Consider the following 21,983-nt stretch of genomic DNA (forward strand, 5'->3'; position numbering starts at 1 on the left):
CCCCGTCCCGACGGACGCGGGGCTTCTGTCGTGCTGCGGCGCTGCCGCGTGCCGAGCCGGCGATCCCACGGGAAGTGATTGACATGCTCACCGGTCTGTTCTCCGCCGCCCTGGCCGACCCCGGGCTGGCCCGGGCACGTGACCTGGCGCGCTCCGGTGCCGCGCAGGTCGACGGCCTCGACATCACCGCGCCGCCCGCGCTGCGCCCGTTCGCGGTCGCCGCGGTCGCGGCGGACCCGGTCGGCGGCGGTGCCCGAGGCGGCGGGGCGGCTGGCGGTGCCCGAGGCGAAGGGTCGGGTGGCGGCGCGGGCCGCCCCGTGCTCGCCGTGACCGCGACCACGCGGGAGGCCGACGACCTGGCCTCGGCGCTGGGCGCCCTGCTCCCGCCCGAGCAGGTGGCGGTCTTCCCGTCCTGGGAGACGCTGCCGCACGAGCGCCTGTCACCCCGATCCGACACGGTCGGCCGGCGGCTGGCCGTGCTGCGCCGGCTCGCGCACCCGGGGGCGGCCGACGCGCACGGCCGCACCGGTCCGCTGCGGGTGGTCGTGGCGCCCGTCCGGTCGCTGCTCCAGCCGCAGCTCAAGGGGCTCGGCGACCTGGAACCCGTGCAGCTCGCCGCCGGCCAGGAGGCCGACCTGGAGGAGGTCGCCCGCCGGCTGACCGACATGGCGTACGCGCGGGTCGACCTGGTCACCAAGCGGGGCGAGTTCGCCGTACGCGGTGGCATCCTCGACATCTTCCCGCCCACCGACGAGCACCCGTCCCGGGTCGAGTTCTGGGGCGACGAGGTGGAGGAGATCCGCACCTTCGCCGTCGCCGACCAGCGGACCATCGAGCAGGTGCCGCAGCTGTGGGCGCCGCCCTGCCGGGAGCTGCTGCTCACGCCGTCGGTGCGGAAGCGGGCCGCCGCTCTCGCCGAGGAGCACCCGGAGCTGGCCGAGATCCTCGACAAGCTGGCCGAGGGCATCCCCGTCGAGGGGATGGAGTCCCTCGCCCCGGCGCTGATCGGCGCCGACTCGATGGAGTTGCTGCTGGACTGCATGCCGGCCGGCACCCACGTGCTGCTGTGCGACCCGGAGCGGATCCGCACCCGGGCGCACGACCTGGTGCGTACCTCCGAGGAGTTCCTCCAGGCGAGCTGGGCGGCGGCCGCCGTCGGCGGGCAGGCCCCGGTCGACCTCGGCGCCGCCGCCTTCCGGACCCTGGCGGACGTCCGCGCCGCCGCCGCGCGGCTGCGCCGGCCCTGGTGGACGCTGTCGCCGTTCGGCCTGGCCGAGGCGGAGGGCGCCCCGGCGCGGGAGCCCTGGGAGGACGAGCCGGGCGAGGTGGACGTCACCCCCGACGACGCGATCGCGGTGACCCTGGCCGCGCAGCCGGCCCCGCTCTACCACGGCGAGACCGCCCGGGTCGTCGACGACCTGAAGCGCTGGGCCGGCGAGGGCTGGTCGATCGCGCTGGTCTTCGAGGGGCACGGCCCCGCCCAGCGGGCGGTCGAGGTGCTCCGCGACGCCGGTCTCGGCGCGCGGCTGACCGAGGAGATCCCGGCCGCCCCCGCCCCCGGCGAGCTGCTGGTCAGCTGCGGCAACCTGGCCAGCGGCTTCGTCGACGAGGCGTCCCGGTTCGTGCTGCTCACCGGCAACGACGTCACCGGCGGGCGGGGCACCTCCACGCGAGACATGCGCAGGATGCCGAGCCGGCGGCGCAACACCATCGACCCGCTGGAGCTGAAGGCCGGCGACCACGTCGTGCACGAGCAGCACGGCATCGGCCGCTACGTCGAGCTGGTGCAGCGCACCGTCAACGGCGCGTCCCGGGAATACCTGGTCATCGAGTACGCCCCGAGCAAGCGCGGCCAGCCCGGCGACCGGCTCTTCGTCCCCACCGACCAGCTCGACCAGCTCTCCCGCTACGTGGGCGGCGAGCAGCCGACCCTGCACAAGATGGGCGGCTCGGACTGGCAGAAGTCCAAGGCCCGGGCCCGCAAGGCGGTCAAGGAGATCGCCGCGCAGCTCATCCAGCTCTACGCCGCCCGGAAGGCGTCCAAGGGGCACAACTTCGGCCCCGACACGCCGTGGCAGCGGGAGCTGGAGGACGCCTTCCCGTGGCAGGAGACGCCGGACCAGCTCGCGGCGATCGAAGAGGTCAAGCGGGACATGGAGCAGACCGTCCCGATGGACCGGCTGATCTGCGGCGACGTCGGCTACGGCAAGACGGAGATCGCCGTCCGGGCGGCGTTCAAGGCGGTGCAGGACGGCAAGCAGGTGGCGGTGCTGGTGCCCACCACCCTGCTCGTGCAGCAGCACTACAACACGTTCGCCGAGCGGATGAGCCAGTTCCCGGTGACGATCAGACAGCTCTCCCGCTTCCAGACGCCCAAGGAGGCCGAGCAGGCCCTGGCGATGGCCGCCGAGGGCACCGCCGACATCGTCATCGGCACCCACCGGCTGCTCCAGGCGGCCACCCGGTTCAAGTCGCTCGGCCTGGTCATCGTTGACGAGGAGCAGCGCTTCGGCGTCGAGCACAAGGAGCACCTGAAGACGATGCGCGCCTCGGTCGACGTGTTGAGCATGTCGGCCACCCCGATCCCGCGCACCCTGGAGATGGCGATCACCGGCATCCGGGAGATGTCCACCATCGCTACCCCGCCCGAGGAGCGGCACCCGGTGCTGACCTTCGTCGGGGCGTACGACGAGCGGCAGGTGGCCGCCTCCATCCACCGCGAGCTGCTCCGCGACGGGCAGGTCTTCTACCTGCACAACCGGGTCGAGTCGATCGAGAAGGCGGCCCGGAAGCTCCGCGAGCTGGTGCCCGAGGCCCGGGTGGCGGTGGCGCACGGCCAGATGGGCGAGGAGGCGCTCGAGAAGGTGATGGTCGGCTTCTGGGAGAAGGAGTTCGACGTCCTGGTCTGCACCACGATCGTGGAGTCCGGCATCGACATCCCCAACGCCAACACCCTGATCGTGGAGCGCGCCGACCTGCTCGGCCTGGCCCAGCTGCACCAGATCCGGGGCCGGGTCGGCCGGGGCCGGGAGCGGGCGTACGCGTACTTCCTCTACCCGCCGGAGAAGCCGCTGACCGAGCACGCCCACGAGCGGCTGGCCACCATCGCCCAGCACACCGAGCTGGGCGCCGGCATGTACGTGGCGATGAAGGACCTGGAGATCCGGGGCGCCGGCAACCTGCTCGGCGGCGAGCAGTCCGGGCACATCGAGGGCGTCGGCTTCGACCTGTACGTGCGGATGGTCGGCGAGGCGGTGCAGGCGTTCAAGGGGGAGCGCCCGGAGGAGGAGACCGAGGTCAAGGTCGACCTGCCGGTCGACGCGCACCTGCCGCACGACTACGTCGGCGTGGAGCGGCTGCGCCTGGAGATGTACCGCAAGCTCGCCGAGGCGCGCGACGAGGAGCGGCTGCGCGAGGTGGTCGCCGAGATGACCGACCGGTACGGCGAGCCGCCCGCCCCGGTGCAGAACCTGGTCGCGGTGGCGCGGTTCCGGCTGCTGGCCCGCCGCTACGGCCTCACCGACGTCTCCATGCAGGGCAAGCACATCCGGTTCGGCCCGTTGCCGCTGCCCGACTCGAAGCAGCTGCGGCTCAAGCGCTACCACCCCGACTCGGTCTACAAGTCGGCGCTCGACCAGGTCAGCGTGCCCCGGCCGAGCACCCGGCGGATCGGCGGCGAGCCGCTGCGCGACCAGGCCCTCCTGGAGTGGTGCGCCCAGCTCCTCTCCGACGTGCTGGGCGAGCCGGCGGCGGTCGGGGTGCCGGCCCGGTGAGCGGGGCGACGGGTGGGCGGCGTCACACGGGCCGCGGGCGGCATGAGAGAGTGGCCGTCATGCGTGCTCGCCGTCTTGTCGCCGTCGCCAGCGTGGCGATCGGCCTCGTCGCCCTCTCCGGTTGCCGTGCCGAGCCCGGTGTCGCCGCCTACGTGGGCGACCAGCGCATCACCGAGGATGCCGTCGCCGGGGTCATGACTGACCTGCGGACGAAGAACCCGACCCCGGGCGGGGAGTCCGCCGCCCCCGACGCCCGGCCCTCGGCGCCCGCGCCGCAGCTGCCCGGGCGCGGCGAGGTCGTCAGTGTGCTGGTGCTGAGCGAGGTCTGCGCACAGGTCTCGGCGGAGAAGAACTACCAGCCCCGGGGGGCGGTGCCGGCGGCGCAGCTCGCCCAGCAGTTCGGCCTGTCGCCCGACACCGACTACGTGCGGCGGGTGGCCGACCTCTACACCTGCCTGTCCGGCGTGCCGACCGGGGCGCCGGCCGCGCCGACCGAGCAGGAGCTGCGGGACGTGGTGGCGGCGGGCCGCGAGGCGGGCGCCATCCCGGCCGACGTGACCGACGAGGCGGCCGCCGGCCAGCTCGACGGCGAGCAGTTCCGCACCGCGCTGGCCACCCGGAAGGCGCTGGCCGAGGCGGTCGCCGCGCACGACGTGACGGTCAACCCCCGCTACCGCCCGCTGGAGTTCCCGGTGCTGAGCTTCGCCGGCAACGCCCCGGCGGTGAGCGTGCCGCTGGGCGAGCCCGGCTCGGACGCGGTCACCGACGTCTCCACCCCGGATCCGCTGCCGCCCGCCGGGGCGGAGGCGGCCGGCCCGGCCGACAGCTGAGCATGCCGGCGCGGATCGTCCTGCTCGTCACCTCGCCCCGGCTGCCGGCCGGGCTGCTGACCGCCGCCGCCTGGGACGTCGTACGCCGGCATCCGGTGCTGGTGGGGGCGGAGAGCGAGCTGACCACGGCGGTCCGCGCGGCGGGCGCCGAGGTGACCGTGGTCGACGGCCCGGCGACGCAGGCGCTGCTGGACGCGGCGGCGGCGCACGGCACCGTGGTGTGGCTGGCCGGCCCGGCCGGCGACGAGTCGCTGGCCCGGGAGCTGGGCCTGCGACTGGCCCGCGAGCCGGGGCTGGCCGAGCTGGAGCTGATGTACGGCTCGTGGGACCCGCCGGGCGCCCGGCTGCTCGACGCGGTGGCGGTGATGGACCGGCTGGCCTCGCCGGGCGGCGACCCGTGGAAGCGGGCGCAGACCCACCGCAGCCTCGCGGGCTTCCTGCTGGAGGAGTGCTACGAGGCGTACGACGCGATCAGCGCCGAGGACACCGACGCGCTGCGCGAGGAGTTGGGCGACGTGCTGCTCCAGGTGGTGCTGCACGCCCGGCTCGCCGAGGAGCTGCCCGAGGGGCGGCGGTGGACCGTCGACGACGTGGCCGGGGGCCTGGTCGACAAGATGGTCCGGCGCAACCCGCACGTCTTCGCGGAGGGCGAGGCGGGCACGCTGGAGGAGATCGAGGCGAGTTGGGAGCGGATCAAGCGGGCCGAGAAGGCGCGTGACTCGGTGCTGGACGGCATCGCGCTGAGCCAGCCCGCGCTCGCCCTGGCCGCCAAGATCCTCGACCGCGCCGGCCGGGTCGGGCTCGCCGTGCCGCCCCCGCTGGCGGAGTCCCAGGTGGACCCGGAGGCGCGGCTCGGCGCGGGCCTGCTCGCCACGGTGGCAGCGGCCCGCGAGGCCGGCCTGGACGCGGAGGCGGCCCTGCGCCGAGCCGCCCTCGCCTACGCGGACGCGGTCAGGACGGCCGAACGCCGGTAGGGTCGGTGGGTGGAATCCTTTGTGCCGCTCGCCGAGCGGATCGTCGATGCGTTGCTGGAGAGCCGGCCGGGGCTCGCGACCTCCACCGGGGACCACCGGTACGACGACCGGTTGCCGGATCTCTCCGCGACCGCCGCCGCGGCCGACCAGGCGATGCTGAGGGAGGCAGCCGACGCGCTCTCCGAGCTGGACCCGGACGCGCTGGAGGTCGAGGAGCGGGTCGACCACGCCCTGCTCACCTCGTTCGTGGACCAGGCGCTGTTCGAGTGGGCCGAGATCCGCGCGCACGAGTGGGACCCGCTGGTACACAATCCGGGGCCGCTGCTGCACGCGCTGGCCGCCCGCCCGTACGCCCCGGTCGAGGAGCGGCTGACCAGCCTGGCCGGCCGGCTCGCGGCGGTGCCGGACGCGCTGGCGACCGCCCGCGCCACGCTGCGCGACATGCCGCGCATCCACGCCGAGACGGCGGTCGGGCAGTTCACCGGCACGGCGGCGCTGATCCGCGACGAGGTGCCGGCCCTGCTCGCGCAGGCGCCCGCCCTGCACGACCGGGTCGAGCCGGCCGCCATCGCGGCGATCGCCGCGCTGGAGGAGTTCGTCGCGTGGCTGCGCGTGGGCCTGGCGGCCGACGCCGGCCCCGGGCGTGACCCGCGCCTGGGCCGCCGCCGCTGGGAGGCGCGGCTCTGGCACACCCTCGACACCGAGCTGGGCGCCGCCGAGATCCAGCGCCGGGCCTGGGCCAACCTGGACCGGGTCACCGAGGAGATCCGCGCGGCGGCCGTCGAGCTGGTCGGCGGCCCGGCCGACGACGAGACCGTGCGTCGTGCGCTGGACCTGCTGGCCGCCGAGCACCCCGACGACCACACCATCGTGGCGCTCGCCTCGGTGACCCTGGACGAGGCGACCGACTTCGTCCGCGCCCACGACCTGGTCACGCTGGTCGACGACCCCTGCGTGATCCAGGAGATGCCCGAGTTCGCCCGGGGCGTCGCGGTCGCCTACTGCGACTCGCCGGGCCCGCTGGAAACGGCGGCCGTGCCGACCTTCTACTGCATCGCGCCCACCCCGGCGGACTGGCCCGCGCAGCGGGTCGAGTCGTTCTACCGGGAATACAACGACCACATGATCCGCAACCTGACCGTGCACGAGGCGATGCCGGGGCACTTCCTCCAGCTCGCCCACGCCCGCCGGCACGTCGGCCCCACCCGGGTCCGGGCGCTGACCGAGTCGGGGCCGTTCATCGAGGGCTGGGCGGTCTACGCGGAGGAGCTGATGGTCGGCCTCGGCTTCGGCGGCCTGCCGGTCCGGTTGCAACAGCTCAAGATGCAGCTCCGGATGACCATCAACGCGCTGCTGGACCAGCTCGTGCACTGTGAGGGGCTGCCGGAGGCCGAGGCGATGGCCCTGCTGACCGGGCGGGGCTTCCAGGAGGAGGGCGAGGCGGCCGGCAAGTGGCGGCGCGCCCTGCTCACCTCGACGCAGCTCTCGACGTACTTCGTCGGCTACAGCGAGGTGGCGGAGATCGCCGCGGCCCGCCCGGCCGGCGTGTCGGTGCGCGACTGGCACGACGCGATGCTCGCCCACGACTGCCCGCCCCCGCGCCACCTGCGCACCCTGCTCGGCGTGTAAGGAAGGGCACCTAGTTAACGTTTTCGGTAGAGGAAGGGCCCCCTCCTAACAGCGCACGCGCAGCGCCCGCGCGTTAGAGCACGCACAGCGACCGCGCGTTAGAGCACGCACAGCGCCCGCGCGGTAGAGCACGCGTAGCGCCCCGCACGGTAGAGCACGCGCAGGGCACGCTCACCGCCGCGCGGCGGTCGCCGTCGCGTCGATCAGCCAGCGCGAGATGGAGTACGCGGGCGGCAGTTCCGCCGGCAGCCGGTCGAGCGGGAACCAGCGCGCCTCGGTCAGCTCCCGCCCGTCCACGACCGGCTCGGCGCCTGGGTCGGCGGCGGTGGCGGTGAAGCCGGTGAGCAGCACGTTCGGGCCGGAGAGCGCCCACGGCTGGCTGCCGAAGTAGGCCAGCCCGGCCAGCGTCAGCCCGACCTCCTCGCCGACCTCGCGGTGGGCGGCCGCCTCCAGCGTCTCGCCGGCCTCGACGAACCCGGCGACCAGCGCCCACAGCGCGGTCGGCCCGTACGCGTGCCGCACCAGCAGCAGCTCGTCGGGGCGGCCGGCCGGCCCGGGACGGGTGATCGCCACCAGCACGGCGGCGGAGAGCCGCATCGGCACGTACAGGTCGCAGTCGGGGCAGCGCCGGGACGACTCCCCGGGCACGTCGGCCAGTTCGGCCCGGCAGGCCCCGCACCACCGGTGCGTACGCCGCCAGTCGACCACCGTCAGCGCCCGGCCGGCCAGCGTGGCGAGTGGCTCGGGTACTTCGGCGGCCAGCGACGCCCAGCCGCGCCAGCGGGCCGGCAGCCCCGTCGCCCCGGATAGCTCCTCCTGCCCGGTCGCCTCGGCCGCCCACGCGGGGACGCCGTCCAGCGTGCCCAGCGGCACCCACGCGGTGTCGGCCGGCAGGTCGGCGACCCGCAGGACGGCGCCGTCGGCGGCGGTCAGCAGCTTGCGACCGGCCACCGGCAGGGCCAGGTCGGTCGGCGCGGGCGCGACGGCGCGGTCGGCCCCGGGGACGAACCCGCCCGGTCGTCCGCGACCCGACGCCGCGTGCCCACCAGCCGCACCGGACGGGGTGGCGGCCGTGCCGGCCGGGTTCGGGGCGGCGGCCGGGCCGGTCACGAGGTGGTCGTCCGGCGGTCCACCACGCCGGCGCCGGACGGCAGGGCGAACGCGGTGGCGTCGACCGTCTCGCGGTAGCGGTGCAGGGCCAGCTCGACCGGCTTGCCGTCGACCTGGCCGGTGAAGCTGCCCAGCGCCCCCTCGGTGGTCACGCAGGCGATGAAGTCGCCGCTCGACCGCTCCACGTCGACGCAGGTGGCATGGCGACCGGCGAGGGTGGTGTCGCTCTGCGTGATCACCGCGTCCGGTTCGAGCGCGGCGGCGGTCAGCAGCCCCACCACGATCGGCGGCGTGACCAGGCCCTGCTGCTTGGCCTCGGTGAACAGGGCCACCGAGGGCTTCGCGTTGGGCGCGGGCGGGGCCTCCAGGGTGCAGGTCGCCCGGCCGGCGGCGGTCTCGCAGCGGGTGGTCGCCTCCGGGGTGACGGTGAGCTTGCCGCCCGGCCAGGTGTAGGCGGAGCGGGCCGGCTCCTGGGCCTGGACGATGGTGGCGGTCTGCCCGCCGGGAAGTTGGTAGTCGGCCGAGTACGTCAGCTCCAGCGCCCCGTCCAGCCGGGCGGCCACGTCGTTGACCAGGTCGGCCCGCCCGATCGCCCGGCCGGCGTCGTCCAGGGTCTGACAGCCGGTCACCGTGAGCGACGCGATGACCGACACGGCGAGCATGCGGAGGGTGGTCGAGGCGGCGGGCATGGCGAACAGCGTGGCCGATCGGGTCAACCGCGCGCAAACCCGTTGCCGGTTGAGGCCCGAGAATTCGGGAATGTCTGTGTAAAGCGCCGCCGGAGGGCGGGTTCCGGATCCGGTCCCCGTGCGCCCGGACCGCCCGCGTCCGACGGCCGCCCGATACGCTGCGTTCAACACCTGCCTCAGCCGCACCGTCGCGGCCCGAACCGGACCGGAACCACACAAACGAGGAGCGACTCAGTGGCAACCATCGAGGGAATCGTCGCGCGGGAGATTCTGGACTCGCGGGGCAACCCGACCGTCGAGGTCGAGGTCGGGCTCGACGACGGCACGATCGCCCGTGCGGCGGTGCCCTCCGGCGCCTCCACCGGCGCCTTCGAAGCGATCGAGCTGCGCGACGGTGACGCCGACCGCTACCAGGGCAAGGGTGTCGAGAAGGCGGTCTCGAACATCGAGGACAAGATCGTCGACGAGCTCATCGGCTACGAGGCCAGCGAGCAGCGGCTGATCGACCAGAAGATGCTCGACATCGACGGCACCGACAGCAAGTCCGAGCTGGGCGCGAACGCCATCCTCGGCGTCTCCCTGGCCGTGGCCAAGGCGGCGGCCGGCAGCGCGGAGCTGAGCCTCTTCCGCTACCTGGGCGGCCCGAACGCGCACCTGCTGCCGGTGCCGATGATGAACATCCTCAACGGCGGCGCGCACGCGGACTCCAACGTCGACATCCAGGAGTTCATGATCGCGCCGATCGGCGCGCCCAGCTTCCGCGAGGCGCTGCGCTCCGGCGCGGAGGTCTACCACGCGCTGAAGTCGGTGCTGAAGAAGAAGGACCTCTCCACCGGCCTCGGCGACGAGGGCGGCTTCGCGCCGAACCTGCCCACCAACTCCGCCGCGCTGGACCTGATCGCCGAGGCGGTCGAGAAGGCCGGCTACCGGCTCGGCACCGACATCGTCTTCGCGCTCGACGTGGCCGCCACCGAGTTCTTCGACAACGGCACCTACACCTTCGAGGGCGCCGCGAAGACCGCCGAGGAGATGAGCAACTACTACACCAAGCTCATCGGCGACTACCCGATCGTGTCGATCGAGGACCCGCTGTCCGAGGACGACTGGACCGGGTGGCAGACCCTCACCGCCTCCGTCGGCGACCGCATCCAGATCGTGGGCGACGACCTGTTCGTCACCAACCCGCAGCGGATCGCCCGCGGCATCGCCGAGAACGCCGCCAACGCGGTCCTGGTCAAGGTCAACCAGATCGGTTCGCTGACCGAGACCCTGGACGCGGTGGACCTCGCCCACCGGGCCGGCTTCAAGTGCATGATGAGCCACCGCTCCGGCGAGACCGAGGACACCACCATCGCCGACCTGGCGGTGGCCACCGGCTGCGGCCAGATCAAGACTGGTGCCCCGGCCCGCTCGGACCGGGTCGCGAAGTACAACCAGCTCCTGCGGATCGAGGAGGAGCTGGCCGACGCGGCGCGGTACGCCGGGGCGGGCGCGTTCCCGCGCTACCGTTCGGCCTGAGACGCGCGAACCTCGGGGGAGGGGTGTGACGATGCAGCAGCGCCGCACACCGGGTGGTCAGCGTCCCGCCCGCCGGCCGGGTCACTCCGGCCGGCCGGGCGGGGCCCGGGGCGCCCGGGCCTCGGTCCGCGACGGCGGCGTCCGCGCCGAGCCGCGTGCCACCGCCGGTCGCGCACCGGGGACGGCCCGGGGCGCCGAGGGCGTACGCTCCGCGAACCGGCCCGCCGGGGCCCGTCGTACGGCGGCCGGCGGCACGGTCAAGCGGCTCACCGCACCCCGCTCCCGGGGCCTCACCGGGCGGGCCACCGTGCTGTTCGCGGTGCTGATCGCGCTCGCCCTGGCCTACACCTACCCGGTGCGGGTCTACCTCGACCAGCAGGCCGACATCGAGCGGATGGAGGCCGCCCAGGCGGCCCAGCGCGAGGTGATCGAGGGCCTCTCCGCCGAGGCGGCCAAGTGGCAGGACCCGGCGTACATCGAGACGAAGGCCCGGGAGCGGTTCTTCATGGTCCGCCCCGACGAGACGCTGCTGGTCGTGCTCTCCGACCCCGAGGGCGCCGCGCGGGACGCCGCCGGCGGGGCCGCCCAGTCGGCGAAGCCGGCCACGCCCGACCCCTGGTATGACACCCTCTGGTCCAGCGTGCGGGCCGCCAACGGCGACCAGCCCGACAAGTGAGCAGCACCCGAGCACCGAACGAGAGATGGGCACCGTGACAGTCGTACCACCGCAGGAGCCGGCGGCGGACTCCGTACCCCCGCCGAAGCGCGAGCCGGCCACGGAGGCCGACCTGGCCGCGGTGGCCGCGCAGCTCGGCCGCCCGCCCCGGGGCACCCGGGCGGTCGCCCACCGCTGCCCCTGCGGCCTGCCCGACGTGGTGGAGACCACGCCGCGCCTGGCCGACGGCACGCCCTTCCCGACGTTGTTCTACCTGACCTGCCCCCGCGCCACGGCGGCGTGCAGCCGGCTGGAGTCGGCCGGGCTGATGAAGGAGATGGCCGACCGGCTGGCAACCGACCCGGAGCTGGCCGCGCGCTACCGCGCCGCGCACGAGGACTACCTGGCCCGCCGGGAGGCGATCGGCGAGGTCCCGGAGATCGCCGGCATCTCCGCCGGCGGCATGCCCGGCCGGGTGAAGTGCCTGCACGTGCACCTCGGGCACGCGCTGGGTGCCGGGCCGGGGGTCAACCCGTTCGGCGACGAGACGCTGGCGCTGGTGGAGAAGTGGTGGGCGGCCGGCCCCTGCGTGGACGCGCCGGCGGCCGACTGACCATGGCGAACGGGGGCGGGGGCGTGGCGGGGGCCGACGAGATCGTGGTGCGGCGGGCGCGCACCTCCGACGTGCGCGGCATCCGGCGGCTGGTCGACACCTACACCGACGACCGGCGGCTGCTCAGCAAGGCCACCGTCACCCTCTACGAGGACGTGCAGGAGTTCCGGGTCGCGGTCCGGTCGGACGACGGCGCGGTGGTCGGCTGCGGCGCGCTGCACGTGATGTGGGAGGACCTGGCCGAGATCCGGACGGTGGCGGTCGACCCGTCCTGCCGGGGCCGGAAGCTCGGCCACCGGATCGTCGCGGAGCTGATCGACGCCGCCCGCGAGCTGGGCGTGGCCCGGATCTTCGTGCTCACCTTCGAGACCCGGTTCTTCGGCTCGTTCGGGTTCACCGAGATCGACGGCGCGCCGGTGCCGCAGCCCGTCTACGAGCAGTTGCTGCGCTCCTACGACGAGGGTGTCGCCGAGTTCCTGGACCTGGAACGGGTCAAGCCGAACACCCTCGGCAACACCCGGATGCTGCTGCGCCTCTGACCGACCGTTCGCTGGTCAGCGGCCGGGGCGGGTGGCGACCATGGCGTCGTGCAGCTCCTCGGAAGTGGGGACGGGGGGCAGTGCGGATGCGAAGCCCTCCGGATGGCAGGCGTCGAGCAGTAGCGCCACCAGGCGCCGCCACGCCCCCGGCGCCGCCTGCCGGGTGGAGCGCAGCACGCCGGCGTTGGCCATCAGGAACAGCATGACGTCGGCGCCCGTCACGTCGGAGCGCAGCTGGCCCTCCTGTTGGGCGCGCCGGATCAGGGCATCCAGTGCGCCCAGCGCCCGGGACCGGGGTTCCTCCATGCCGGGCGAGTTGGGGAAACAGGCGGTGAAGCCTTCGGTCACCGCTCGGTCGGCGGCCTGCATCGCACACACCCGCTCGACGAAGTCGCGGAAGGCGGCCCCGGGGTCGGGTGCCCGAACGGCCTGCTCGGCGAGGTCGGCCAGCTCGTTCAGCCGATCGGTCAGTACCGCCTCGATCAGTGACTCCCGCTTCGGGAAGTGCCGGTAGAGGGTGGCGATGTTGACCTCGGCCCGCCGGGCCACGTCCTCGAGCGGTGCCTCCAGCCCGCGCTCGCCGAACACCGCACGGGCTGCCGCCACGACGCGTCCACGGTTGAGTTCGGCGTCCCTCCGCAGCCCCTTGCCAGATCTCATGACCCAATCCTACGAAGTGAAGGGTGCCCTGCGTTTCTGGTACGGTTGGCGTACCGCTCAACCGCAGGGTTCCCTTCGTTTTGTGGAGAGTTACGTTGAAGATCGTTCTCTGGGTCGCCCAGGGCCTCCTCGCCGTCCTGTTCGCCGGGGCGGGCGGCATGAAGGTCGTCATGGCCAAGGACTCGCTCGTCCCGTTGATGCCGTGGGTGGTCGACTTCTCTTCCGGAATGGTGAAGGTGATCGGCGTCCTGGAGGTGCTCGGCGCGGCCGGGCTGGTCCTTCCCGCCCTCACCTTGATCGCGCCTGTGCTCACTCCGATCGCCGCCACCGGTCTCGCCGTTGTCATGCTCGGCGGCGGGATCGTGCACATCGGCCGGGGAGAATACCCCCACAGCATCGGCAACCTGGTGGTGCTCGCGTTGGCGGTGTTGGTCGCCTGGGGCAGGTTCGGCCCCTACGCCCTCGCTGCCCGGAACTGGGGGTAGCCACCGGCCGGTAGGCGAGGCCCGGCCGCCGACACCCTACGCGCCGACTTCGCCGCCCTCACCCCTTGACCTCCATGGGAGCATCCGCCCGTGGCCCCAGCCCGGTGCGGGTGGGCGGCGAACAAGCCCCGGATCCTGCCGTAGGGTTGCTGCCGTGACGACGCGCGTGGCCGCCATCGACTGCGGGACCAACTCGATCCGACTGCTGGTCGCCGACCTGCCCGATCCCTCGGCGGGCCCGGACGCGCCGCTGGTCGACCTGAGCCGGCGGATGGAGATCGTCCGCCTCGGCCAGGGCGTCGACAAGACGGGCCGGCTGGCCCCGGAGGCCATCGAGCGCACCCGCGTCGCGCTGGCCTCCTACGCGGCCGAGATCGAGAAACTCGGCGCGGAGCGGGTCCGGATGTGCGCCACGTCGGCGTCCCGGGACGCCTCCAACGCCGCCGACTTTCGGGAGATGGTCGAGCGGACCCTCGGGGTCGCGCCCGAGGTGGTGACGGGCGACGAGGAGGCGCGGCTCTCCTTCACCGGCGCGGTGCGCGGGCTGCCCGCCGGCACCGAGGAACCGTTCCTGGTCATCGACATCGGCGGCGGCTCGACCGAGTTCGTCGTGGGCAGCCGCGCCGGCGGCGTCGAGGCGGCCATCTCGATGGACATCGGCTGCGTCCGGATGACCGAGCGGCACCTGCACGGCGACCCGCCGGGCATGGCCGAGGTCGCCGCCGCGCAGGCCGACATCGCCGTCGCGGTCGACCGGGCGCTGGCGGCCGTGCCGGGCCGGCAGGCCGCCACCCTGGTCGGGCTCGCCGGGTCGGTCACCACCGTGGTCGCCATCGCCCAGGGCCTCCAGGAGTACGACCCGGGCCGCATCCACCACGCCCGGGTGTCGTACGAGGCGGTGGCCGACGTGACGGCCGACCTGCTCGGCAAGAGCCGGGAGCAGCGGCTCGCGATCCCGGTGATGCACCCGGGCCGGGCGGACGTGATCGGCGCCGGCGCCCTGGTGCTCCGGGTGATCATGGAGCGGGCCGGGATGGCCTCGGTGGTCGCCTCCGAGCACGACATCCTCGACGGCATCGCCTGGTCGCTGGCCTGAGGTCGCGCGACCCGGAATCCGCTGGTCACCAGCGGTATGATTTCCATATGGTCACCACGGTCAATCTCCCCGACGGTCTGCACGAGCGGCTGAAGGCTCTCGCCGAGCAGGAGCACAGGTCGATGAACGCCACCATCGTCGTGGCGGTGGAGGAGTACGTGGCTGCTCGCAGCCGTCGCGCCCGCGTACAGGGTCTTGCCCGCGAGGTCGCGGACCGTGACGCCGAGCTGCTGCGGCGACTTGCCGAGTGATCAACTACCTGGACGTCGACGACCTGATGGAGATCGCCTCGATCGTCCTCGGCGAGGCACCGCAGGTGCGTGATCCCGGCCTGCTCTCCTCCGCGGTCGTGCGGCCCGCCACGGTTGCGTTCGGCCAGGAGGCTTACCCCGAACTGTGGGGCAAGGCCGCCGCGCTGCTGCACTCGATCTGCATGAACCACGCGCTGATCGACGGGAACAAGCGTCTCGCCTGGGCGGCGGCGCGTGTCTTCCTGGCCCTCAACGAGGTCCCGATCCGCGATGTCGACGTCGATCAGGCCGAAGCTTTCGTGATGTCGGTGGCCAGCGGCGCGATGACCGAGGTCTCCGACATCGCCCGGGAACTCCGCAAGCTCTATGTTTGATATGACCGTACGGATTCTGTCGCAGATGTCGGACGGCATCGCCTGGAGCCTCGCGTAGCCGGCCGGGCAGCGACGCCGGCTACGCGAGGTCGGAAACCGATGCGTGCCCGGTGTCGCCTTTGCGTCACGACAACCGGGGAATGAAGGACTTGAATAGCGGCATGAGCAGACTGCCCAGGGTGCTGATCGCGGCGGCCGGCGTGACGGGCGTCGTGGCGTACGGGCTTCCGCAGCCGTGGTCGCTGGTGGCGGCCGTGGCGGACCTGCTGCTGGTCGGGCTAGCCGGCGGGCTCTGGCTCCGGGCGGGTCGCAGTCGGGAGGTGTTGCTCCGCCATCGGATCGAACCGCCCGAGTTCCAGGGATACCCGCAGCAAGGGCATCCCGGCGGACACGCGGGAATGCCCTGGCGGCGCTGGGTACCGCGTGCCGAATCGTATGCCCCGCCCCAGTCGGATTCGCCACCCATGGCTCCGGCCACGCCCCGGCCCAGGCGGCGACTGCGGTGGCTCAGTTCCACGGTTAGGGAGATCGCGTCTTCCACCAGTCGGGTACGCCGCTGGCCCAAGACGCGGCCGAACACCTTCCTCACCTCGGCGCCGAACCCGGTGCCCCCGCCTCCCGCTCCGCCCGGGCCAGCGCCCGACGTGCCTCAGAGGCTGGTGGACCTGGAGACCCTGGTGCGCACGACGAACGAGCGCGGGCAGCGGGCCCAGTGGTGGTTCTTTCTCGCCGGGGTCGCGGCGTCCATCCCGGCCGGTGTCGTGGTCAACCTGCTGACGGGCTAGCGGGGCCCTTCGGCGAAACGGTGCCGTCAGCTCCGGAGACCCGTGCCGTCCACGACGCCGGTGACGAAGCGGGACCAGGCGGTCGGCCCGAAGGAGAGCACGGGGCCCGAGCGGTCCTTGCTGTCGCGGACCAGCACCACGCCGGGCAGGTTGTCGGCGACCTCCACGCACGAGGCACCGCCGTTGTCGCTGCGCGTGGACTTGCGCCACCGGGCGCCGGTCAGCTCCATGTCTTCGCCACTTCCTGCATCAGGGCCAGCGACTGCCGCCGGGACAGCGCCTCTGAGCGGACACTTTCCCACCTGCGGTGCAGGCTGGCAATCTCCTCGGCGCGGTCCAGCACCTGGGCGCGCAGCGGACTGTCGAGATGCGCCACCCAACCACCGTCGGCGTACCCGGCCAGGATGAACGGCCCGGCAAGGCCCGGGTAGACGCCCACCTCGGTCGGAACCACATGCAGGTGGACGTGCGGACGCGCCGCCAACGTGATCAGATGCTCAAGCTGTTCGCGCATCACCCCGAACTGGTCGACCACCGGCCGGCGCAGGATGCCCTCGTCGATGACCGCGACCAGTTGCGGTGGCTGGGCCCGGTCGAGGATCTGCTGCCGCTGGAGTCGGGCGGTCACCCGCTGCTCGATCTGCTCCGGGCAGTGAAGCCCGCCGCCGGCCAGGACCGCGCGGGCGTAGCTCTCGGTCTGGAGGAGGCCGGGCAGGACGGAGATCTCGAACCACCAGAGCGTGGCCGCCTCCTGCTCGACGGCCACCCACGGCCGGAACCAGGCCGGCGCGGTCTCCACGCTGACCAGCGGCAGGATCCGTCCGAGCAGGCCGCCGCTGTCCAGCGCCTCGTCCGCGCGCCGGACGAAGTCGAGCGAGGGCGTACGCCGGCCGATCTCCACCATCCCGACGAGCGAGCCGGAGTAGTTGATCCGCCGGGCCAGTTCCTCCTGGCTCAGCCCGCGCTCGGTGCGCAGCCGCCGCAGCTCGCCGGCCAGGAGATCCAGCGTCGACAGTTGGGGTCTGGTCATCACACCTCGCTCACCGGGCTTCACACGTCGGGCCGGGCGGGCCACCGCCGGCCGGTGCCCGCCGCGTGACTTCCGACCGTAGTCGGATGGTCACGATGATGGGGGCGACCCGGGGCCCACAGTGCCCTCACAACCCGACGAGGGGCGATGACGTGACGATCCGACGCCTCCACCCGACGTGGTGCGTGCCCGAGAGCGGCTGCGGGACCAGCGCGCTGCACCTGTCCCGCCTGCGGCCGGCCGCGCCGCGCGGCGACGAGGTGATCCAGGTGCGTGCCGCGCTCTGGCAGATGGACGTCGGGCGGCTGGCTCCGGCCGGCGTCCTGCTGGAGTTGTCGGCCGGCGACGATCCGGAGCGCTGGCCGATCGACCTGGCGCAGGCTCGCGCGCTGGTGCACGTACTCCGGGATCTGCTGCGGATCGCGGACGAGGCGGCGCGCCGCGCGGCCTGACCCGCCGCGCGGCGCGTTCCTTTGACACTATTTCGCAATGCGCAGTAGTGTGCAAAGCGTGGACACCACACAGCTCCTGAAGGGCGTGCTGGACCTCGCGGTTCTCGCCGTCCTGCGCGAGGAGGACGGCTACGGTTACGACATCCTGCGCAGGCTCCGCGAGGCCGGGCTGGAGGAGGTCGGCGACGCCTCGGTCTACGGCACGCTGCGCCGGCTCTACGCCGCCGGCCTGCTGACCACCTACGTCGTGCCGAGCGAGTCCGGCCCGCACCGCAAGTACTACTCCCTCAACGCCGCCGGCCGGGACCAGCTCACCCGCTACGGCAAGCTCTGGCGCTCGTTCGCCACCACCATGGACGCACTGCTCGACGATCGGGGGATGGCGGCATGACCGTCACGGAGCAGGAGATCGCGGACTACGTCGCACGGGTGCGGGCCGCACTGGCCGACCTGCCGCCGGCGCACCGCGACGAGTTGACCGAGGACCTGCCGGAACACCTCGCCGAGGTCGCCGTCGAGGCCGACGGCACGCTGGTCGAGCGGCTCGGCGCGCCCGAGGCGTACGCGGCCGAGCTGCGCGCCGCCGCCGGGGTCGGCGCCGTCGCCCGCGGCCGTCGCCTCGACCGCCGCCTGGGTGCCGCCGTGGACCGGCTCCGCGCGCGGGCGCAGCGCTGGGACGTCCAACTCGGACCGCCCCTGGGGTACGCCTCGGCGAGCGAGTTCCTCCGGCTGCTCCGGCCGGCCTGGTGGGTGCTGCGCGGCTACCTGGCCGCCATGCTCGTCACGGTGGCCACCACCGGTGACTCGTTCGGCGTGCTGCCCGAGCTGAACGGCAGCGCGCTGGCCGGCCTGGTGCTGCTCGCCGGCAGCGTGCTCGCCTCGATCTGGCTCGGCCACCACACGCCGAGCCTGACCCGGCCCAAGCGGCGGCTGCTGCACGCCGGCACGGCGGTGCTGGTGGTCTTCGGGCTGATCGGCCTGACCGACGTGAACGGCCGCGTCGGCTCCGGGGACTTCGGCTACGAGCACATCTCGGTCGACGACCGGTACTCCCACGTCCGGGACGTCTACGTCTACGACAGCGAGGGCCGGCTGGTGGAGAACGCCCGGCTCTTCGACCAGAACGGCGACCCGATCCGCCTCGGCTACCCGCACTGCCCGGACGGGCGGGACCCGAACGGGGTCGGCAACCCGCTGCTGCGCCCGTACCCGTACTGCCCCGACGAGGCGCCGTTCGCGCCGCGCCCACCGGCGGCCACCCGGCCCGCGCCCGGCCTGCCCCCGTTGGCGCCCACCGCGTCGGCCGACCCGTCCGGCCCGGTCCCTACGGGCAGCCCGACGGCCGGACCTACCGCGGTCCCGACCGCGACGGAGGCCCCGCCCGCGACGGAGGCGGCCCCGGCCACCCCGGCGCCGAGCCGGACGTGAGCCGGATCGCGTCCGGGAAAGCTGGGAAATAGCTGAACGGATGAGGTCGACGGGGCGGCGGCCGTCGTACCCGATCGCTACGGTGTCGTCTGCTCATCCACCCCTCGGAAGGACAACCCGTGTCAGAGCAGGTCGCACCGCCCCCCGCGCCGGACGCCGCGCAGCCCCCGTCGGCCGTCCAGGCGCCGCCACCGGCAGGGCCGGAGACGAAGAAGTCCGGCTCCAAGAAGGTGCTCGGCATCGTGGGCGCGATCGTCGCGTTCCTGGTCGTCGCGGGGCTCAAGTTCGGCGTCGGCTCGGCGATCGGCAACTTCCTCAACAAGGACGAGACCGCCGACGCCAAGGTCGGCGACTGCATCGCCGAGCTGCCCGAGGTGACCGGCACCAAGGAGGAGGAGGTCGACGGCGCGAAGGTCGTCGAGTGCACCTCCACCGACGCCGTGTACAACGTGGTCGGTCGGGTCGACGGGCAGACCGAGGCGCAGGCCCGCTCCGGCGAGGCGTGCGAGCAGTACATCAAGGAAGACCAGGACGGTTACGTCTTCTACAGCATCGAGCCGGGCAAGACGGGCTACCTGCTCTGCCTGACCAAGAAGGCCTGACCGGCCCCACGGCACCACGGCACCGCCGACGGCGGCGCGGACGACGGTCCGCGCCGCCGTCGGCGTCTCCGCGTACGGCCGGCGAACGGGAGGTGAATGCCACTGTTCCGGCGTCTTCCCCGGGGCGCGCACGGCGTGGCAGGCTACCGGCACGTAGGACCACTGGGCGACCAGCCAACGATGACTGACCGCTAGGAGGACGGGCCGATGGGTGAAATGGTGAGCTTCACCAGCAACGGGGGTACGCGCGAGGGGTATCTCGCGATACCGTCCGGCGGTGCGGCCAGCCCAGCGGTCATCGTCATCCAGGACTGGTGGGGGCTCGTGCCCCACATCACCTCCGTCGCGGACCGGTTCGCCGAGGCCGGGTTCGTCGCCCTCGCCCCGGACTTCCGCCACGGCGGCCCGGCCAGCAAGCCCGACGAGCCGCGCCAGATGCTGAACAGCCCGCAGATGGACGAGGCGGCGGCGGACATCGCCGCCGCGGCGGACTACCTCGCCGGGCGTTCCGAGGTCACCGGCAAGGTCGGCTGCGCGGGCTTCTGCGCCGGCGCGAGCCTGGCCCTGTGGGCGGCCAGCCGCACCGAGCGGATCGTCGCCACCGCCGCCTTCTACCCCCGGCTGCCCTGGGACGGGATGCGCTCCGAGTGGGCCGACTACGCGGGCAAGGCCGCCCTCATCCACTGCTCCGAAGCCGACGGCACCTCCACCGCCGACGGCGTGCAGACCGTCCGCCGCGCCGTCGAGACCGCCGGCGGCACGTGCCAGACCTACGACTACCCCGGCACCGCGCACGCCTTCTTCAACGAGGACCGGCCGGAGAACTTCGACCAGCGCGCCGCCGCCACCGCCTGGGCGCGCACCCTCGAACTCTTCCGGGCCAAGCTTGGCTGAGCCGCGTACGCCCGACGAGGTGGTCGCCCGCGCCGCGCGGGCGACCGACCTCGCCGACCTCGACGCCGCCGTCAGCGACTGCTTCGCCTGCCCCCGCCTGGTCGAGTGGCGCGAGGAGGTGGCCCGCACGCGGCGGGCGGCCTTCCGCGACCAGGAGTACTGGGGCCGGCCGGTGCCCGGCTTCGGCGCCCCCGACGCGCGCATCGCCATCCTCGGCCTGGCGCCCGCCGCGCACGGCGGGAACCGCACCGGCCGGATCTTCACCGGCGACCGCTCGGGCGACGTGCTCTTCGCCGCGCTGCACCGCGCCGGGCTGGCCAACCAGCCGACGAGCGTCGCCGCCGACGACGGTTTGTCCCTGCGGGACACCCGCATCTTCGCCGCCGTGCGCTGCGCGCCGCCGGACAACAAGCCCACCCCGGGCGAGCGGGACACCTGCGCACCGTGGCTGCACCGCGAGGTCGCGCTGATCCGGCCCACCCTGCGCGTCGTGGTCGCGCTGGGCGCCTTCGCCTGGTCCGCGTGGTGGCCGGTGCTGCGTCAGGTGTACGGCCAGCGCCCGCCCGCCCCGCGACCGGCGTTCGGTCATGGGGCACACTGGTCCGGCACGGCCGCACCGGAGCTGCTGGGCTGCTACCACGTCAGCCAGCAGAACACCTTCACCGGACGGCTGACACCAGGGATGCTGGACGACGTGTTCGCCCGGGCGAAGCAGTTGGCCGGGGTGGACTGAGGCACGCGGGGGCGGTGGCGATGACGGACGGAACGCGTCGGCCCGCGACGCACCCCCCGGCGGCCCGGAGGTAACCCCGGATGGATCTGAGCGTGCTACGCAGGTGGTGGCCGGTCGCCGCGGTCGGCGTCCTGCTTGCCGTCGCCGCGTTGGCGTCCGCCCACTCGTCGATCGGCGCCAGCCGGATCCCGCCCGCCGCCGACAACCTCCCCTACGTGCCGGAATACCCTACCGCCGAGCCGGCCGCGTCGATCCCCGTCGATCCCCGGGGTGCCGGCGAGGACACCCAGGCGAGCATCCCGCCGTGGCTCGGCACGGTCGCCCTCGTGCTGCTGGGGTCGGCCCTGCTCGCCGCGTTCGGCTACCTCGCCTGGACGCTGGTCCGGGGCGCGATGCGCCGCACCACCCGGGCGCTGCCGCGGCAGCGGAACCGGCGTACGGCCGAGGGCACCGCCCTCGAGGTGGCCGCCGCCCTCGACGCCGGCCTGGTGGAGCTGGACGACGCGGACGCCGACCCGCGCGCCGCGGTCATCGCCTGCTGGGTACGCCTCGAAGAGGCCGCGGCCGGCGCCGGTGTGCCCCGGCTGGCCGGGGACACCCCCACCGACCTGGTCACCCGCCTGCTGCGGGGCGACCCGTCGGCGGGGGTGCCGGCGATCGTCAGCGCCGACGTGCTGGCCGAGTTCGCGCACGTCTACCGCGAGGCGCGGTACGCCACCCGACCCGTCGACGAGCGCACCCGCGACCAGGCCCGGGCGGCGCTGCGCCGGCTCCGCGCCGAGCTGACCGCCGTGGTCGCCGGCGACCCCGGGGTGCCGACGTGACCGGGTCGTGGCGGGCGTGCGCCCGGCGTGATGAGGTGG

Annotated in this window: 24 protein-coding genes; 19 read left to right on the top strand and 5 right to left on the bottom strand. The window is 73.8% G+C overall.

All coding sequences use genetic code 11. From position 1 onward, the window contains the following. Positions 1-83: 83 nt before the first annotated feature. The 4 genes from mfd to ACZ6Q9_RS10065 are packed head-to-tail and all read left to right on the top strand — an operon-like array spanning position 84 to position 7,206. On the top strand, positions 84-3,773 hold the full coding sequence (gene mfd, locus ACZ6Q9_RS10050) for a transcription-repair coupling factor (protein ID WP_393258618.1): 3,690 nt from the start codon (positions 84-86) through the stop codon (positions 3,771-3,773). A gap of 59 nt (positions 3,774-3,832) precedes the next feature. After that, entirely contained in the window at positions 3,833-4,603 is a 771-nt protein-coding gene (locus ACZ6Q9_RS10055; protein ID WP_393258621.1) for a hypothetical protein, read from the top strand. Positions 4,604-4,605: 2 nt separating this feature from the next. Beyond that, complete coding sequence (locus tag ACZ6Q9_RS10060; protein WP_396828989.1) at positions 4,606-5,577, top strand: nucleoside triphosphate pyrophosphohydrolase; 972 nt, start codon at positions 4,606-4,608, stop codon at positions 5,575-5,577. A 9-nt stretch (positions 5,578-5,586) separates the two neighbouring features. Then, complete coding sequence (locus tag ACZ6Q9_RS10065) at positions 5,587-7,206, top strand: DUF885 domain-containing protein (protein ID WP_393258625.1); 1,620 nt, start codon at positions 5,587-5,589, stop codon at positions 7,204-7,206. Positions 7,207-7,377: 171 nt separating this feature from the next. Here the strand turns inward: ACZ6Q9_RS10065 and ACZ6Q9_RS10070 are convergent, their stop codons facing one another. After that, positions 7,378-8,316 (bottom strand): NAD(+) diphosphatase, encoded by a 939-nt coding sequence (locus ACZ6Q9_RS10070; RefSeq protein ID WP_396828988.1) that lies wholly within the window; start codon positions 8,314-8,316, stop codon positions 7,378-7,380. Further along, positions 8,313-9,005 (bottom strand): hypothetical protein, encoded by a 693-nt coding sequence (locus tag ACZ6Q9_RS10075; RefSeq protein ID WP_393452668.1) that lies wholly within the window; start codon positions 9,003-9,005, stop codon positions 8,313-8,315. The genes ACZ6Q9_RS10070 and ACZ6Q9_RS10075 overlap by 4 nt, the downstream gene beginning before the upstream one ends. 234 nt (positions 9,006-9,239) lie before the next feature. On the opposite strand from ACZ6Q9_RS10075, the gene eno reads away from it, so the two are divergent. From eno to ACZ6Q9_RS10095, 4 genes are read left to right on the top strand one after another with little or no spacing between them, the layout of a single operon-like run. Continuing rightward, positions 9,240-10,523 (top strand): phosphopyruvate hydratase, encoded by a 1,284-nt coding sequence (gene eno / locus ACZ6Q9_RS10080; RefSeq protein ID WP_350703373.1) that lies wholly within the window; start codon positions 9,240-9,242, stop codon positions 10,521-10,523. 31 nt (positions 10,524-10,554) lie between these two features. Beyond that, positions 10,555-11,199 carry an FtsB family cell division protein gene (locus ACZ6Q9_RS10085; RefSeq protein WP_393453643.1) on the top strand — a complete coding sequence of 215 codons (645 nt, stop codon included), beginning with the start codon at positions 10,555-10,557 and terminating at the stop codon, positions 11,197-11,199. Positions 11,200-11,233: 34 nt separating this feature from the next. Continuing rightward, positions 11,234-11,791: a DUF501 domain-containing protein gene (locus ACZ6Q9_RS10090; RefSeq protein ID WP_396828987.1), complete on the top strand. Its 558-nt coding sequence runs from the start codon at positions 11,234-11,236 to the stop codon at positions 11,789-11,791. Positions 11,792-11,793: 2 nt separating this feature from the next. Then, positions 11,794-12,330 (top strand): amino-acid N-acetyltransferase, encoded by a 537-nt coding sequence (locus ACZ6Q9_RS10095; RefSeq protein ID WP_466021400.1) that lies wholly within the window; start codon positions 11,794-11,796, stop codon positions 12,328-12,330. 15 nt (positions 12,331-12,345) lie between these two features. On the opposite strand, the gene ACZ6Q9_RS10100 is transcribed toward ACZ6Q9_RS10095, so the two are convergent. Continuing rightward, positions 12,346-12,990: a TetR/AcrR family transcriptional regulator gene (locus ACZ6Q9_RS10100; RefSeq protein WP_396828985.1), complete on the bottom strand. Its 645-nt coding sequence runs from the start codon at positions 12,988-12,990 to the stop codon at positions 12,346-12,348. A 95-nt stretch (positions 12,991-13,085) separates the two neighbouring features. Between ACZ6Q9_RS10100 and ACZ6Q9_RS10105 the strand changes: the two genes are divergently transcribed. From ACZ6Q9_RS10105 to ACZ6Q9_RS10120, 4 genes are all read left to right on the top strand, one after another. Further along, positions 13,086-13,475, top strand: a complete 390-nt coding sequence (locus tag ACZ6Q9_RS10105; protein ID WP_393258637.1) for a DoxX family protein — start codon at positions 13,086-13,088, stop codon at positions 13,473-13,475. Positions 13,476-13,641: 166 nt separating this feature from the next. Beyond that, positions 13,642-14,571, top strand: a complete 930-nt coding sequence (locus ACZ6Q9_RS10110; RefSeq protein WP_393259210.1) for a Ppx/GppA phosphatase family protein — start codon at positions 13,642-13,644, stop codon at positions 14,569-14,571. Positions 14,572-14,618: 47 nt separating this feature from the next. After that, positions 14,619-14,822, top strand: coding sequence for a FitA-like ribbon-helix-helix domain-containing protein (locus ACZ6Q9_RS10115; protein WP_350703367.1), 204 nt, complete (start codon positions 14,619-14,621; stop codon positions 14,820-14,822). Continuing rightward, entirely contained in the window at positions 14,819-15,196 is a 378-nt protein-coding gene (locus ACZ6Q9_RS10120; protein WP_393452658.1) for a type II toxin-antitoxin system death-on-curing family toxin, read from the top strand. Before ACZ6Q9_RS10115 ends, ACZ6Q9_RS10120 begins: the two co-directional genes overlap by 4 nt. An 811-nt stretch (positions 15,197-16,007) precedes the next feature. Here the strand turns inward: ACZ6Q9_RS10120 and ACZ6Q9_RS10125 are convergent. Together ACZ6Q9_RS10125 and ACZ6Q9_RS10130 are read right to left on the bottom strand one after the other, a co-directional pair. Continuing rightward, complete coding sequence (locus tag ACZ6Q9_RS10125) at positions 16,008-16,211, bottom strand: DUF397 domain-containing protein (protein ID WP_393258640.1); 204 nt, start codon at positions 16,209-16,211, stop codon at positions 16,008-16,010. After that, positions 16,202-17,011, bottom strand: coding sequence for a helix-turn-helix domain-containing protein (locus ACZ6Q9_RS10130; RefSeq protein WP_396828983.1), 810 nt, complete (start codon positions 17,009-17,011; stop codon positions 16,202-16,204). Before ACZ6Q9_RS10130 ends, ACZ6Q9_RS10125 begins: the two co-directional genes overlap by 10 nt. Positions 17,012-17,163: 152 nt before the next feature. On the opposite strand from ACZ6Q9_RS10130, the gene ACZ6Q9_RS10135 reads away from it, so the two are divergent. The 7 genes from ACZ6Q9_RS10135 (at position 17,164) to ACZ6Q9_RS10165 (ending at position 21,944) form a co-directional block, all read left to right on the top strand. Beyond that, positions 17,164-17,463 (top strand): hypothetical protein, encoded by a 300-nt coding sequence (locus tag ACZ6Q9_RS10135; protein ID WP_393258646.1) that lies wholly within the window; start codon positions 17,164-17,166, stop codon positions 17,461-17,463. A gap of 58 nt (positions 17,464-17,521) precedes the next feature. Beyond that, the gene (locus ACZ6Q9_RS10140) at positions 17,522-17,854 is read left to right on the top strand and encodes a PadR family transcriptional regulator (protein ID WP_350686966.1); all 333 of its coding nucleotides are present in this window, start codon (positions 17,522-17,524) and stop codon (positions 17,852-17,854) included. Continuing rightward, complete coding sequence (locus ACZ6Q9_RS10145; protein ID WP_393258647.1) at positions 17,851-18,891, top strand: HAAS signaling domain-containing protein; 1,041 nt, start codon at positions 17,851-17,853, stop codon at positions 18,889-18,891. The genes ACZ6Q9_RS10140 and ACZ6Q9_RS10145 overlap by 4 nt, the downstream gene beginning before the upstream one ends. 119 nt (positions 18,892-19,010) lie before the next feature. Beyond that, positions 19,011-19,493 (top strand): LppU/SCO3897 family protein, encoded by a 483-nt coding sequence (locus tag ACZ6Q9_RS10150; protein ID WP_393258648.1) that lies wholly within the window; start codon positions 19,011-19,013, stop codon positions 19,491-19,493. A 207-nt stretch (positions 19,494-19,700) separates the two neighbouring features. Beyond that, a complete protein-coding gene (locus tag ACZ6Q9_RS10155) occupies positions 19,701-20,387 on the top strand; it encodes a dienelactone hydrolase family protein (protein WP_393258649.1) in 687 nt (228 codons plus the stop codon). Positions 20,388-20,406: 19 nt separating this feature from the next. Then, positions 20,407-21,120: a uracil-DNA glycosylase gene (locus tag ACZ6Q9_RS10160; protein ID WP_393259211.1), complete on the top strand. Its 714-nt coding sequence runs from the start codon at positions 20,407-20,409 to the stop codon at positions 21,118-21,120. A gap of 80 nt (positions 21,121-21,200) precedes the next feature. Beyond that, positions 21,201-21,944 (top strand): DUF4129 domain-containing protein, encoded by a 744-nt coding sequence (locus ACZ6Q9_RS10165; RefSeq protein ID WP_396828982.1) that lies wholly within the window; start codon positions 21,201-21,203, stop codon positions 21,942-21,944. Positions 21,945-21,983 lie beyond the last annotated feature (39 nt).

This window comes from Micromonospora sp. NPDC049139 (genome assembly GCF_055586845.1).